15 protein-coding genes are annotated in these 14,603 nt (G+C 48.1%); 5 read left to right on the top strand and 10 right to left on the bottom strand.

The window, feature by feature from the left end; translation table 11 throughout:
* Positions 1–9 precede the first annotated feature (9 nt).
* Positions 10–651, top strand: coding sequence for an FmdE family protein (locus tag MTC_RS09065; protein ID WP_014406392.1), 642 nt, complete (start codon positions 10–12; stop codon positions 649–651).
* A 30-nt stretch (positions 652–681) separates the two neighbouring features.
* Here MTC_RS09065 and MTC_RS09060 read toward each other — a convergent pair whose 3' ends face one another.
* Positions 682–2,211, bottom strand: a complete 1,530-nt coding sequence (locus MTC_RS09060; RefSeq protein WP_014406391.1) for an MBL fold metallo-hydrolase — start codon at positions 2,209–2,211, stop codon at positions 682–684.
* Between the two features lie 212 nt (positions 2,212–2,423).
* Between MTC_RS09060 and MTC_RS13370 the strand changes: the two genes are divergently transcribed.
* Complete coding sequence (locus MTC_RS13370; RefSeq protein ID WP_014406390.1) at positions 2,424–2,573, top strand: hypothetical protein; 150 nt, start codon at positions 2,424–2,426, stop codon at positions 2,571–2,573.
* A gap of 24 nt (positions 2,574–2,597) precedes the next feature.
* On the opposite strand, the gene MTC_RS09055 is transcribed toward MTC_RS13370, so the two are convergent.
* The 8 genes from MTC_RS09055 to MTC_RS09020 all read right to left on the bottom strand — a co-directional run bounded on the left by MTC_RS09055 (position 2,598) and on the right by MTC_RS09020 (position 11,562).
* Positions 2,598–3,386, bottom strand: a complete 789-nt coding sequence (locus MTC_RS09055; RefSeq protein WP_014406389.1) for a hypothetical protein — start codon at positions 3,384–3,386, stop codon at positions 2,598–2,600.
* Between the two features lie 494 nt (positions 3,387–3,880).
* Positions 3,881–4,633, bottom strand: coding sequence for an ABC transporter ATP-binding protein (locus MTC_RS09050; protein WP_014406388.1), 753 nt, complete (start codon positions 4,631–4,633; stop codon positions 3,881–3,883).
* The gene (locus MTC_RS09045; protein WP_014406387.1) at positions 4,626–5,549 is read right to left on the bottom strand and encodes an ABC transporter ATP-binding protein; all 924 of its coding nucleotides are present in this window, start codon (positions 5,547–5,549) and stop codon (positions 4,626–4,628) included. Before MTC_RS09045 ends, MTC_RS09050 begins: the two co-directional genes overlap by 8 nt.
* The gene (locus tag MTC_RS09040; RefSeq protein ID WP_014406386.1) at positions 5,549–6,418 is read right to left on the bottom strand and encodes an ABC transporter permease; all 870 of its coding nucleotides are present in this window, start codon (positions 6,416–6,418) and stop codon (positions 5,549–5,551) included. Before MTC_RS09040 ends, MTC_RS09045 begins: the two co-directional genes overlap by 1 nt.
* A 12-nt stretch (positions 6,419–6,430) precedes the next feature.
* On the bottom strand, positions 6,431–7,435 hold the full coding sequence (locus tag MTC_RS09035; protein ID WP_014406385.1) for an ABC transporter permease: 1,005 nt from the start codon (positions 7,433–7,435) through the stop codon (positions 6,431–6,433).
* Positions 7,436–7,470: 35 nt separating this feature from the next.
* The gene (locus MTC_RS13365) at positions 7,471–8,301 is read right to left on the bottom strand and encodes a class I SAM-dependent methyltransferase (protein WP_158308512.1); all 831 of its coding nucleotides are present in this window, start codon (positions 8,299–8,301) and stop codon (positions 7,471–7,473) included.
* A gap of 28 nt (positions 8,302–8,329) precedes the next feature.
* Positions 8,330–9,955 carry an ABC transporter substrate-binding protein gene (locus tag MTC_RS09025; RefSeq protein WP_014406383.1) on the bottom strand — a complete coding sequence of 542 codons (1,626 nt, stop codon included), beginning with the start codon at positions 9,953–9,955 and terminating at the stop codon, positions 8,330–8,332.
* Between the two features lie 11 nt (positions 9,956–9,966).
* Positions 9,967–11,562, bottom strand: coding sequence for an ABC transporter substrate-binding protein (locus MTC_RS09020; protein WP_048189272.1), 1,596 nt, complete (start codon positions 11,560–11,562; stop codon positions 9,967–9,969).
* A 133-nt stretch (positions 11,563–11,695) separates the two neighbouring features.
* Between MTC_RS09020 and MTC_RS09015 the strand changes: the two genes are divergently transcribed.
* From MTC_RS09015 to nikR (MTC_RS09005), 3 genes are all read left to right on the top strand, one after another.
* Positions 11,696–12,535 (top strand): class I SAM-dependent methyltransferase, encoded by an 840-nt coding sequence (locus MTC_RS09015; RefSeq protein WP_202798131.1) that lies wholly within the window; start codon positions 11,696–11,698, stop codon positions 12,533–12,535.
* Positions 12,536–13,044: 509 nt separating this feature from the next.
* A complete protein-coding gene (gene nikR / locus MTC_RS09010) occupies positions 13,045–13,467 on the top strand; it encodes a nickel-responsive transcriptional regulator NikR (RefSeq protein ID WP_048189268.1) in 423 nt (140 codons plus the stop codon).
* A gap of 104 nt (positions 13,468–13,571) precedes the next feature.
* A complete protein-coding gene (gene nikR / locus MTC_RS09005; protein ID WP_014406379.1) occupies positions 13,572–13,994 on the top strand; it encodes a nickel-responsive transcriptional regulator NikR in 423 nt (140 codons plus the stop codon).
* A gap of 14 nt (positions 13,995–14,008) precedes the next feature.
* Here the strand turns inward: nikR (MTC_RS09005) and MTC_RS09000 are convergent, their stop codons facing one another.
* Entirely contained in the window at positions 14,009–14,491 is a 483-nt protein-coding gene (locus tag MTC_RS09000; RefSeq protein ID WP_014406378.1) for a carboxymuconolactone decarboxylase family protein, read from the bottom strand.
* Positions 14,492–14,603 lie beyond the last annotated feature (112 nt).

Here is a 14,603-nt window from a genome sequence, read left to right as displayed (position 1 = left end):
GTGATATTTATGCATGATTGTGGCACCAATACGCAAAGAGAAGGCTCTATTCCGCATTTTTCCGAAGCGGTAAAGTTCCATGGGCACACCTGCCCGGGCCTGACGATGGGCTACAGGGCAGCGGAGGCGGCCATAAAGGAGCTAAAGGCGGGCCGCGACGTCGATGAGGAGCTGGTAGCTATAGTCGAGAACGACGCCTGTGGCGTCGACGCCATACAGGTGGCCACGGGCTGCACGCTTGGCAAGGGCAACCTTATATTTAAGGATCATGGTAAGCAGGTCTATACTTTTATTAATCGGAACACGGGAGATGCGGTTCGTGTATCCTTAAAGGCCTCTTTCAGCGTCGAAGAGCAGGACCCGGCGCTGGCGAAGCTAAGGGCTAAAGTGATGTCGGGCAAGGCCACCAAAAAGGAGGCCGAGGAGTTCCGCCGGCGCATGGAGAGCGTATCGAATGCTATGCTGGCCGCTCCAATCGAAGAGATGTTCGAGGTCAAGCACGTCAAGGCGAAGATACCCGAAAAGGCCCGCATATTCAAGTCAGTGAAGTGTAAGAAGTGCGGCGAGATGGTGGCCGAGCATCGTGCCAGGGTGCAGGACGGGGGCTTCGTGTGCATACCGTGCTACAAAGAGTATACGAGAGGATGGTAAGATAACATTTTGGCGTCTATATGGCTCATCTTAAAGCGTGAGCATTTCTCCATTTTTCACAGGCCTGACATGCCCCCAATTTTCTGCGAACCATTTATGATTCTCGGTATGCACAGGTATTAGGGCGTCCGGGTCGACCTTATCGATGACAAAGGCCAACTCCCTTAAGGAGGCATGGCCCGAAGCATGGTATCCCTTCTCGAACACCAGCCCATCATCGGTAAATCTAAACCCATGCGGCCTAATCTTAAAGAAATCCAGCCAGTTCTTTAGCTTGACGAAGTCGATTTCCTGCTCCTCTGTAAACGCTTCGCATGCCGAGTATATGTAAGAGCCGCCCTCAGGCCATATATCTAGAAGGTGCTTCATGTCGAAGAACGAGAAACAAAGGATATACCTGTCGGGGTCGTCATGTATCTGCCTGTGGCCTACGTACTCGATGGGACACTTACTGGCAAGCGTGTCCGTCTCATACTTGCGCCTTGTCTTGTCGCTTATCTCGTCATATACAAGTAAGCCTTTCGTGCGACACACGCCATCTGCGCACTCCATGGCGTATAATGCGTAGGCGTCCTTCGCAGTGACGACGAGCTGCCGTCCCGTCTCGCCTGCTATCCTTCTAAAGGTTTCCAGTCGCTCGAAGTTCTTTGAAGAAAAGTCGGCGATGATAAGGCCCTTTGTATCTTCAACGGCTGCCCTGCACGTATCATACACCATCGGCTCGGTCACTTCGGCGTCGCCCTCCCTTCCGGCCCGCGTGCCTTCGATGATGAGAACGGACGCGTTTTTAGCCTCCCTCATAAAATCAGGCAATTGTTTCGCATCATCCCCGATCCTGAAATCACCGCTATAGGCGATGGACACTTCATCAGACCTTAAGACATAGGCGAGCGCACCATATATCGAATGATTAACGTTATAGCTTTTTACCTCAAACGGCAGGCTAAGCTCCTCGCATATGCCGCATCCGTCGAACGCCTTCGTATTTTTCCCTCCGCTCCCGGGCCGGTCTGATAAAAAGTCGCATAATTCAGATCTGCATCCTTCAGGGCAGCAAAATTGTCTCCCCTTATACGCTTCCTTTCTATCGGTTTTCAGAAACAGCCCATTGCCCTCCCGTTTTCTCAAGGAAATATATGCTACGTCCTGTGTGACATCCGCAGGGCCTACGTCTCTCATGGCCTTCAAGATGGCGACGCTTGTGGCCGAAGCCATGATGGGTATCGCGGGGTCCAGCAGCCCCATGTTGCCGCTATGGTCCAAATGAGCATGGCTCAACAATACAGCTTCCGGCCTTAACCTGGAAAACGAAGGCACCAGCTCATCAAGGTCAGAAGGGATCAAATCCCTTCTATAAACGTCAATTCGAGGTATCATGCCCAGCTTTATGAGGTCGTGGATGCCCCTGCCATCACGCTCGCTTAAAAATTCATCAAAAAAGGCATTTCGACGGGCGAAGTTCATCCCGAAGTCCAGGAAAACGCCCCTACCGCCATCCTCAACATATATCTTATTGCCCCCTATAGACTCTGCCCCATCATATATGGTAATCGATGCCACGCATAACCCTCAATAAAAAATAGAAGCGGTCATGCATAAAACGGTTACTCATCAGGAAAAAATATTTATGGTAATACAGCGTCTTAGCATCAATTCATAATGATTAATCATTAAGCATATGGTTATAAATCCATTAAACCATGATAATATGAAATTAAAGCGGGGGTATAGCTAACGACAATAAGCTATGCTTTCGGTAGATAGGTGATAGTATGAAGAAGAGCCATGAAAGCAAAGCAAGCGAAAATAAAAGAAAGGTCACAGAGACGTCGGTCTATTGCAAGAACACGAAGCGAAAGTACATATACGAGCTTTTGGGCGGCGAAATTATAAGCGAGCGCATCGTTCAGTGCACCGAATGACTTATTTTTGCTTTTTTGCCATTTTTATTCTGTGTAGGCGATTATCTGGTCAGCCGTCTCAAACCCGTGGCTCTCGTCCCACTTGAAGAGAAGCTCAACCTTGGGCACGTTCTTCTGGTCAGACAGGTCAATGCCCGTAAGCTCCATAATCTTATTCCTGGCCAGGCCACACATCTTATCGCTACAGGAAGTCATGGCCAGGATAAGCTCGTCCAATGGGCCTGACGCCAGCAGGTGGACGACGACGAAATCGCCCTGCGGCGTGCGCTGAAGGTATGCCAGTCTTCTCACAACGTCGTGGTGCCTGAGCATGCCCTCGATGTCGCTAGCCATAGACTTTTTGGCCTCATTGGCAAACTTTAGGGCGTCATTGGCTTTACCCTCTTTTAAGGGCAGGGCGAAGCACCATGGCATCGTGAGCATGCCCCTCTCCTCAATGTACTCTCGCGTCTCCTTCCAGTCGTCTAAAAGCTCGAGCCTTGGAAAATTCTCCTTCCTGGACATATCGATTCCCGAAAAGTCCATGAACTGGCCGGTAAGGTACCGCGAGCACTCCAGGCCGGACGCAAACAGGTCATGGAGAGTCCTCTCGAGGCTGTTTCTCGATTGCATGAACATCAACAAAAAGTCGCCCTTCTCCGGAATGTCCTGCAGGAATGCTATCACCCTGTGGACGCCGTTCAGCTTAAAGTGGCTATCGATATCGCTGCCATATTTTTCGCTGGCGTCGTCCCAGAAGTCCCGCACGTTGCCCAGCTTGTGCGGCAGGATGGGCAGTATGAAGCATGAGTCTACGGTTTTGTCGGTATGCACAAAATATCCCCCACTTACCATTAATGAGGATGTATATCCTTTTAAATCTATGGAAAATATACGCTATAAAAAATTAAAATCGCCTGATTCAAAACTGTTGTTCGAATGGGTGTCCACTTGTTTAAAGGGATAATGGAGAAAATGCTCGAATGGGGCATATCTGAAGATGAACTGGTTGATATGCTAAGTAGAAATAATCTAGCACAATGGGCGGAAGACCATCGTGCCCAAGTTAATACGAGGTATCTCCAGATGAACGGGAAGTGTTTATTGTAGATCACTTCTTGGGCTTCGCTTTCTTGGGGTTGTGCTTCTCGCAAGTGTCGCACATAAGCGGTTACCTCCTGCTCTCACGTATAGAATATAGATAGAGGTTATATATATTTTATGTTATGAATAAAATAAAAATCGTAATACGTCGAGCGTGAATCTTATAGATAATCATGCTAAAAATGTTATGACAATGAAATTTTATGATACAATATTCGTTAATATCAAATATTAGCAATAAACATTCTCATATATTGTGTCTCGGGTCGATCAAAGATATGGTCGACTCTCCCTTCTTCTATGATCCTTCCCGCCTTCATGACCATGACGCGGTCGCACATGGCCCTGACCACCTCCAGGTCGTGGGAGATGAACAGCAGGCCCATGTTATCCCGTTTTGCTTTTTTCTTTAAAAGCTGAAGGATGTGTGCCTGTACCGAGACGTCCAGCATTGATGTGGGCTCGTCCAGGACGAGGTATTCGGGCTTGAAGGCTAAGACGCGCGTAAGTACGGCCCTCTGGATCTCGCCGCCGCTCACCTGGCTCGGGTATCGGTCCAGGATGTCAAGGGGTAGGCTGACCTCATCCGCCAATTTTTCTAGTACGGCCGCACGCTCAAGCTTTGGTATGGCAAGGCGGTTAAAGGACTCGTTTATGGAATCCATCAGCGTATAGTGGGGGTCGAGCGCGCTCTCGGGGTGCTGAAAGATAATCTGTATTCGCTTGCGGTATTCACGGAACTGTTTTTCTGGCATGTCCGTCACGTCTACGCCATCGATAAAAATGCGGCCTGACGTGGGAGGCAACAGCTTGAGGGCGATACGGGCTAGCGTAGACTTTCCGCACCCGCTCTCTCCGATGAGGCCCAGTATCTCGCCTCTCTCCAGCCGCAACGACGCCTCATCGACTGCGATCTTCATGTTCCTGCCCAGGAACCCTGTCCTAAACAATTTCGAGACTTTTACCAGCTCAAGCATGGTGGCACCTCACCCTTCCATTGCCGTCCCGCTCCCTCAACAAAGGGTGAGTCTTACATACGCTATCGGCGGCGTCGCATCGATTCCGGAACCTGCATCCACCATCCATACGGGATAAGAGTGAGTGCCTGCCTTTGATTGGCTTCATGCCTCGGGAAGGCTGGGCTTCCAGAAGCCCTACCGTATAGAAGTGTTTAGGCTTATTTATCACCGAAGCAGTTATGCCTTCCTCGACGATCTCGCCCGAGTACATCACTGCCATCCGCTTACAGGTAACGGCCGCTTTGATATCATGGGTGATCATGATCATTGAGGCGCCCTCGGCCATCTTGTGAAGCATGGCTAAAATGTTCTTCCGTGAAATTGCATCTAAGCCCTTGGTCGGCTCGTCCGCTATGATCAGCTCGGGCTCCACGGATACGGCCATGGCGATTAAAGCCCTCTCGCACATGCCTCCCGAAAGCCTGTGTGGATAGGACTCATATATCGCCACAGGGTCGGGAAATCCAGCCTTCCCTAGGAAATCAATGGCCCTTTGTCTGGCTGCAGAGCCTTTAGCGATCCCATCCTTCTCTATCAACACTTTGATCTGGTCCCCGATCTTGATGACCGGGTTGAACGACGTGGAAGGGCTCTGCGGCACCAACGATATGGCCTTGCCGCGCAGTTTCAATAGCTCGTCCTTTTTCATGGAATAGATTTCCTTGCCCTTGAACTTCACGCTACCTCTTACGATGGCGATGTCATCCAGCAGCCTCATCGTGGCATGACCAAGGACGGATTTACCGCAGCCCGACTCCCCGACGATGGCCAGCGTATCCCGCTCGTCGACGTCGAGGTCTATCCCCTCGATGGCCTTAAACGGCCCCTGTAGCGTGTCGAACGTTACGGAAAGGTCACGAATACTCAACAGCATCAGATCAACTCCAGCAGCTTGCTGTCCTTCTTGCCCTCTATCGTGAGCATGATGAAGCCCAGCACGCTGATGCATATCATGAGGCCAGGCGGCAGATACCACCACCACATGTCGTTGGCGAAGCCGCCCCTGCTAAACGCGAAGTGGATCATCTCGCCCCAGCTTACATTCAAAGGATCGCCCAGCCCGAGGAAGCTTAGCGATGCCTCCGAGAGCATGGCCGAGGCTACGGCAAGCGAAAACTTTGCGTAAATGATATCCCTGGTATTCACCAGAACGTGCTTGAAGATGATATATAAGTCTGAGTATCCGAGCGCCCGGGTCGATTCGATGAACTGCATCTCCCTTACCTGTAGCACTCGTGAATGAACGAGACGGGCGGTCGAGCACCACCATAGCAGGCCCACAACGATGATTATGTTCCACATGCTGGGGTTAAGATAGGCGGCCAGTATGATCATCAGCGGAAGGGCAGGGATGAGCAAGAATACGTCTGTCGTCCCCATTAAAAGCTCCTCGACCCATCCACGGAAGTATCCGGCAAAAACGCCCACGATCACGCCTATCACGATCGAAATGATGCCTGAAAGGAAGCCCACTACCAGTGACACCCTTGTCGCGTAGATCAGCTCAGAGAATACGTCCTGGCCCAGGTCGTTCGTGCCTAATAAGTGCTCTAACGATGGCGCCTGGTAAGGGATACCGGTCTGCTTCGGGTCATACGGGGCGATATACGGGGCAAACACCGCCATTAAGGAAAGCGCCAGGAGTATAGCAAACCCCAGATATTTTAACTGGCTCCTGGCGACATTGCCAATGAACTTATCTCCCCAGGCTTTTCGAACGGTTTTTTCAATTATTTCGTCCATAAATGCCACCACCTATGCTGAAGCCCCTATATTTTTCGCGTCTGCTATCCTCGGGTCCGCGATGCCATAAAGGAGGTCTGCAACAAAGTTGGCCGCCACCACGAATATCGTCAATACGACGAAACAGCCCTGCATGACCGGGTAGTCTCGGGCCATCACCGCATCGTATATCAGGGTACCCATCCCGTTCAGTGAGAACACGACCTCGATTATTAAAGCACCTGATACCATGAACCCGAAGTTCAGGGCCATGATGCTTATGAATTGTGGGAGAACATTCCTCAGGACATGCCTTAATTCTATGATACGTTCCGGAAGGCCCTTCGCCTTTGCCACGAAAACGAAGTACTCGCCCATGATCTGCGTGATGGAGTTTCTGACGACAAGGAAAATATACGTGGCCTCATGTATGGAGAGGATGGCCACCGGCAGGAAAAGGTGCCATCCTACATCGAGCAAATATGGTAAGCCCTCTAGCTTTCCTGACGAAAGGTTGCCGAGTGGGAACCACCCTAGGTGAAAGCTGAAGATGCTCACGATAACCATGGCGAACAGGAACGACGGTAGCGTGTACAAAAAGATGTTTAAAGATGTCAATAGCTTATCCACGTTGCCGCCGTGCCTGAACCCGGCAATCGAGCCAAAGACTAGCGCTAAAATGCCTCCCATAATAATGGAAGGAAAAACCAGCACCAGCGTCCAGAAAAGTCGGTCCTTTATCAAGTCGGCCACCTTGAGGTTTTTATGGATGGAATAGCCAAAATCCAGCTGGATGATTCCAAACATATATTCAAGATACTGCTCATGTAGGGGCCGGTCCAGCCCGTACTCGGCCCGCAGCGCATCGAGTATCTGCTCATCTACATGAAGCGCATCCTCTCCTAATAAGTTGACCATCGGGTCCCCTGGCATAGCACGCGGGATGAAAAAGTTAATCGACAGGATGATAAAGAGAGTGAAGCCATACCTCAACAGTTTTCCTGTCAAATAGTTAAATTTGACATCATTCCATGACATTATTTTTCTCCATTACCACTATACTAAAAAGCATATTATAGGACATTCCAGCTTACAATCCCAATAATCCGGGTTGATTTGATACGATATATGTCTCTTTCCGATCTTTCACTTACGAACTCATTGATTATCCTTTTCTTTTTGTCGTCTATATCCATGAACATCCCGAAGTAAGTGATATAGTTATCAACCACCTTACTGGAAGGCATGCTGACATCTATGTTAGCCGTAAAATATCTGACATTAGCATTTCTGTTAGACTCCAGAAGCACGTTCAGCGGATATATGACATCATAGCCTTCATTTGAGAAATGGTCGCCTGTCAATTTTTCCCAAAGCTGGTATAAAGGCTGGGGTGATTTCCCATCGCCAATCGATACGTAGCAGCAGCTTCTACGAGAGCATTTTTCCATTTTTTGTAAAGCCATTGGGTCGTTTACTCCGGGGCAAAACGCAGAAAAAACAAGGTCGTATCGCTCATCGGGAATATAGTCGGCCCACTTCGAGCGTATAGCCAAAATATTAGTGACACCTTTCTGTTCTGCGTTAAGACGAAGCCGGTCGAGCATTTCGGCCGACATGTCCAACCCGGAGACCATTTTAGCGACTTCAGCGAAAAGCAAAGTATATGTCCCGGGTCCGCATCCGATATCCAGTACAGTATCGCCACGTCTTAGTTTTTCATCATGCATAAGATATCGTATGATATCCTTACACAGACCAATGTTAATTCCTGTCTGGCGCCGGTAGTCACCTGAAGCGTTGTCCCAGTATCTCTCCCACCTCTCATCATTGATTTTTTGGGCATTATGAGGTAGCTTAAGCCGCGCTATAGCCCATTCTTTTTCCCAATCAATGCCTCTCATATTCAAGACGCCAAAAAAGGTGCCGCCCTTAGCAGGCGGCATGTAGATTATAGAACGTTTCATAGGATAAAATACCCCAGAATGGATTCGGCGTCCAACCTTCGTACTTCTTGTTGTACGGCTGTATGAAATCCGACCAGTACAGGGATATTGCGGGCAGCTGGCTCGCGTAATAGCCCTGTATGCTCGACGACAATTCATCATATCTACCATTATCAGCAGTCGTCATCAGCCCATCCACGATGGATTGATATTCTGGATCCGTCACGTTGGACAGCTTAAGCTTTCTACCGTCAATATAAGTCGAGCCAAAGCCTGCGTACATTCTCATGCCTGCCGGCGTGGCAGGGAATATTACTATATCGTGCTTGCCTAGAACGCTGTTGAACGTGGACTGGTCAACGACCCGCACATCCACTGCTATGCCGGCGGCGTTCAAGTACTCTTTTACAAGGCTCGACGCCCTAACGGCATCGTCGAACGCGTTACTCACATAGATGGTCGTCTTCAAAAGGCTCCCGTCAGGCATTTCACGGAAGCCATCCCCATTAACGTCCTTATATCCTATGCTATTCAGAATTCTCTTAGACTCGCTCAGGTTATACGTAAGCCGAGGCGTATCCACGTAATATGCACTTCCAGTGGGCACGAAACCGGCGTTCGGGGCTTGCCCATAGCCGCCGCCAACAAGGTTAGCTATCTCGCCATAGTTGATGGCAAGAGAAATTGCTCTCCTGAAGCTCACATTGTCATAAGGTGCCCTATTCGTGTTAAAATAAAGCGCTGCCGGTATACCTGTATTATTAATCATCAGAAGCTTTATGTCATCATTTTGCAGCAGCTTAGGCACATAATAATACGGAAGGCCCTGGCTATAAGAATAGACCGTATCTATCTCACCTTTCTGAAGCGCCATGACCATGGTGTCAGTACTCTTAAACATGCGAATTTCGATGGCCTCAACCGCAGGCTTTCCACCCGGATATGCGTCATTTGCTTTAAACGTTAGCACTCCGGCCTGCTTATCAAAGCTATCAAACTTATAGAGGCCACTTCCTATTGTAGCGTTAACATCATTAAATTTCGTAGGCTCACTCACGTTTTGGAATATATGCATTGGGTATATCACATCATTAATGTTCGACATCAAATAGTTGGAGTTCGGGGCCTTCAGCGTGATCACTACGGTATAGTCATCGGGCGTGCTCACGGATTCAACGTCGCTGAATGACTTGAATTTGTCTTTCATGTAATTAATGGTAAAGTTAACGTCTTTTGAAGTGACCGGTACCCCATCATGCCATCTAGCGCTCTTATTAAGATGGTATACCCAGGTCTTAGCGTCCTTCGTCTCCCAGCTATCCGCCAGCGCAGGAACATAGGTGCCATTCGGGGCAATCCTGACCATTCCCTGGTGAGTAAGGGCTTTCCGTATCTCTGAGAAGCGCACGTCGTTTATGTTAATGTCTGCGATCTGGAATGTCGTGCCTATTACTAATTTCTTAATATTATAGCCTGTATTGCTCGAGGTATTTCCGTTCACTCCAGCCTGGCCTGTGCATCCGGCGATAATGGCGCATATACATATAAGTGCCAGCGCCTCGATAATGATTGATTTCCCTATTTTGCCCAATCTATCATTGCCTGGGGTCATTACGCAATCCCTCACGCTTCATGTAGGTTGAAAAACGTGCCATATGACATGATGCCATACATGGGGTCATACGTCCATCCCTCGTACTTTTTATTGTATGGCTGGATGACGTTGGAAGTGTAAAACGCTATGGCTGGCATCTCGCTCGCATAGTAGTCCTGCATCTCGTAGGCAAGCTGCTTCTGCGCAGCCACGTCCGTCGTATTAAAAATCCTGTCCACGATGGAAGTGTAGACAGGGTCTTTCGTCATAGTGTAGCCAATGTTGCGGCTGTCAAAGTAGCAGGAGCCATAGCCGCACCAGGTCATCATGCCCCAGGGCGTCGTGCTCGATATCAGCATGTCATGCGTCTTTTCCGTGTTGGCGATCTTCTGGAACGTCGCCTTATCGACCAGCTTTATCCTGACGTCGATGCCAACGGCGTTAAGATACTTTTTGACCACATCGGAAATCCTCGGGTAATCGGCAACATCGGTCCTGGTCAACAACTCCGGCTGGAATTTTTTGCCGTCCGGAGCTTCTCTAAACCCATCGCCATCCCTGTCAATCATTCCAATCGAATCGAGCAGCTTCTTCGACTGGCTGACGTCCTGCGCTAGCAAGCCTTTATCCTCGTAATTATAGCTACTCGTCGGCAAGAAGCCCCTTGTCCCGGGCTCGCCATAGCCAGCGGTGAACAGGTTATTGAGCTCATTATAGTCTATGGCGTAGCTGATGGCTCGACGGAACGTCGCGTTATTGAGCACCGGCCGTTCTGTGTTAAAGAATAGTGCCGTGACGCCCGTAGAGTTCATAATGCTGATCCCGATATCATTGTCCTGCAATAGTTTAGGCACGTAATAGTAATCGATGCCCTTCGAGTACATGTAAGTCGTGTCGATCTCGCCTTTCTGCAGGGCCATGATCATCGTATCCTGGTTCTTAAATATGCGTATCTCGATCGTATCGACCGATGGCTTGCCGCCCCAGTAGTTGTCATAAGCCTTAAACCTGAGGATTCCTGCGTCCTTGTCGAATCCCACGAACTTGTATGGCCCGCTGCCGATGGTGGCGTTCATGTCGTTAAAAGTCTTCGGGTCGCTGACGTCCTTGAAAATGTGCTCGGGGACCGCTCTCATGACCATGAGGTTGGTCAGGAAGTTACTGTTCGGCGTTTTCAGCTTAATGACCACCGTATGGTTATCGGGGGTCTCAACGCTGTCGATCTGTCCCCAGTGCTGCTTATACTCCGCGATCTTTGCAGGGTAGTATTCGAGGTTAAACTTTATGTCCTTGGCTGTCACCGGGACGCCGTCATGCCATGTGGCGTTCTTTCTAAGGTGGAATATCCACGTGCTTGCGTCCGGATTTTCCCAGCTCTCGGCGAGGCACGGCGCGAAGCTTCCGTCCGGGTTCTGGATTATTAATCCTTCGCATACCGTCCTTGCCTTGAACTTGCTGAACGAGTCGTCAACAATGTTAATGTCGTTTACAGCGTTCGTCGTCCCTATGGTGAGCTTTATCGCCTTCTCTGTCGGCGTCGTCACCTGCGACCCCGTGGAGCACCCGGCGATTGCCACGCTTATCAATAAAATTACCAATAGCATAGTAGATATAGCCTTATTCATCCAAATCACCATTGTAGTAGCATCATAAAACTAAATGCTACATAATAGACTTAATACATTAAGTCATAATAATTAGTAACAATATTTATAGCTTATGTATCACATAATGCCATATTGGTGGGATATCAATAGCATGGCTGAATTTATGGGTAATGTTATAGACTGGGGAGAATTATGGAAGCAGAAAACAGCAGGAAAAAAAGAGTGCTCAATGCTATGGCATGACAAGAAATATGCCGGGCGATACGACGAGAACGTAAAGGCCAATAACTGGCGGAAAGGCCGGCGGCTGATCCGTGAACTGAACGTTACGATGCGCTCGAGGGTGCTCGACATTGGGGCAGGGCCTGGCACCTTGACGATACCAATCGCTTCCATGGTAAAGCATGTGACGGCCGTGGAGCCGGCCGACGGCATGATGTGGTATCTTAAAAAGAATATTGCAGAGAAAGGCCTGGACAACGTGGCTTGCGTCCATAAAAAATGGGAAGACGTGGACATTGCGAAGGACCTGGAGGGGCCGTATGACGTCGTTGTCGCCTCGCTATCCCTCGGCATGCCCGACATCAAGGCCGCACTCGAAAAGATGAACGCTGCTTCCTCCGCGTACGTATACCTTTTTTGGCCAGCAGGTGTAACATACTGGGAGGCAAACTATGCAGAGATATGGCATGAACTACATGGCAAAGAATTCCGGCATGGCCCCAGATGTGATTGCCTCTATAATATTTTATATGGCATGGGCATATATCCAAACATAAAAATGTATAAGGATGAATACTTGGAAAGTTTCTCTAACATTAACGATGCCGTCGAGTACTATAGGCCTTTTTATAATATAGAGAATTACCGGCAGGAAGCTATCTTGAGGGATTTTTTACGTAAAAAGCTTATCAGGAAAAATGGTAGGCTAATCCTCAAAGGATACTCTAATATAGCCAAAATCTGGTGGAAAAAACGGTATGACTATTGATCTATAAATTTATATTTATTCAATTTGTAAGACAACAATAGAAAATTTTATTACCAAGTGATATCATAACATGAGCTTGTAATATTGCGCAGGTAATTGCTCCAAAGATAACCCTCCTATTAAATCCGTCTCTTATCCATACGGATCCACCTCAAATTAAAAAAGTATTACCTGCGCATATTATAAATCTAAAACTTATAGTTGTTATGAGTGCGCAAGAAGCACAAATAGAGGCGATGCGTTTTATCGAGTCAAGTATTTGGCTGAAATATTCCCGTATAGGAGGAAGGAAATATTATCCTTATTTTCTTCTTGCGTACTCAACACCCTTATGGGTAATACAATTATTTATTAATGTATTACTTATTGATATATTTTTCTATTTGTGTATTACAATTAATATTATATTTTATTTTTTATCAATAAATTTTTCAGCAATAAAAAAATATTTATTGCAATAAGTAATAATATAATAAATTAATGTAATAACCATAGATGGGTGATACACGATGGAGCAAGGCTTGATGCGAATAGGAGTCTCCCTACCGGACAACCTACTATCAAGATTCGACGAGATCATCGGAAGCTGGGGCTATTCATCCAGGTCAGAAGCGATAAGGGATGCCATAAGGAATTACATCCAATACTATGACTGGATGAACGAGGTAGAAGGCGAAAGGATTGGGGTCATATCCATCGTGTATGACCAGGATAAAAAAGGGCTGTTAGACAGCCTCATGCAAATACAAAATGAATATTGCAAGCTCATGCTTTCCGCGTTCCACGTCTACCTCGATAGGGAAAGCTGCATGGAAATCATGACGTTCAAGGGAAACGGAAAAGACATAAAGGGCGCCGCAGAAAAGATGATGGCCCTTAAAGGCGTGAAGCACGTCAAGCTAACGACCATAGCCCTGGATACCATAACTTAAACAGCTCTCCAAAAATAATACGATATGTATTAAAAAACAAAAGGTATTTTATGTCATACGTAATATTATAGCATACATTAATATCATATATCGAGCGTGATGACATGGAACAAGAGCTAATGCGCATCGGCGTATCGTTACCGGACAACCTGCTAAACAGGTTCGACGAGATAATAGCCAAGAGGGGCTACTCCTCAAGGTCAGAGGGCATCCGTGACGCCATCAGGAGCTATATCCTAAACTATGAGTGGATGAGCGAGGTCGAGGGAGACCGCATAGGCATCGTATCCCTCGTATACGATCACGATCAGAGGGGCCTGGTTAACAATCTCATAGATATACAGCACGAAAATAGCGACCTTACCCAGTCATCAGTACATGTACACATCGATGAGCACACCTGCCTGGAAATCATGACGCTTAGGGGAGAAGGCCGAAAGATAAAAGAGTTCGCAGAAAAGATGATGGCGCTTAAGGGCGTTAAGCACGTCAAGCTCACTACCATAACGCCTGGAGTCGAGCTATAGCCTTTTTATTATTTTCATTCTTGCCTTGTCTTATTGCCGTTATGGTTCTCATAGGCGATGCAGCCCGAGCACTCTTCACCTATATCCTCTTTAGCCTTAAACTCCTTCTTGTGGCTCTCGTAGACACGCATGGCCTGCGCCATCACTGCCGTGCTTGATAAGGCGCTCCCTATAAGTATTGCCTCAAAGACCTCCTCGTCAGGTATGCCCTTACGCTGCGCTACCCTCAAGTGCATGTTCAAGCAATGGTCACATTTAAGGGCGGTCGCAACGCCAATCGTGATCAATTCCACCGTTTTCTCGTCAAGATGGTCAGGGTTCCGCAAAACGGCGTCATCGTAGATTATCTTCGGCAAGAGAACGTTCGGCTTATCGCTCATCGCCTTCAGGATAAAGGGTACCTCTCCGTAATCCTCCTCGATGCTCTTGAGAAGCTCTTTGACGGCCTCCTCGGGCTCCTTGCCGAAAAGGCTTTTAAGCGTGTTCTCAAACTTCAACAGGTATCACGTCCCAGCGCCGGGCTGTAGAATTGTAGAAGTATGGGTACCCACACTATTTATAGATTGCTTCATGCGCTTTAAAAGCGGAAAGCTTTTACCGTATCGATGT

Source organism: Methanocella conradii HZ254, assembly GCF_000251105.1.
GTDB lineage: Archaea > Halobacteriota > Methanocellia > Methanocellales > Methanocellaceae > Methanocella > Methanocella conradii.
Note: the sequence above shows the minus strand (reverse complement) of the source record. Positions and strands in the feature narration are given on the sequence as shown.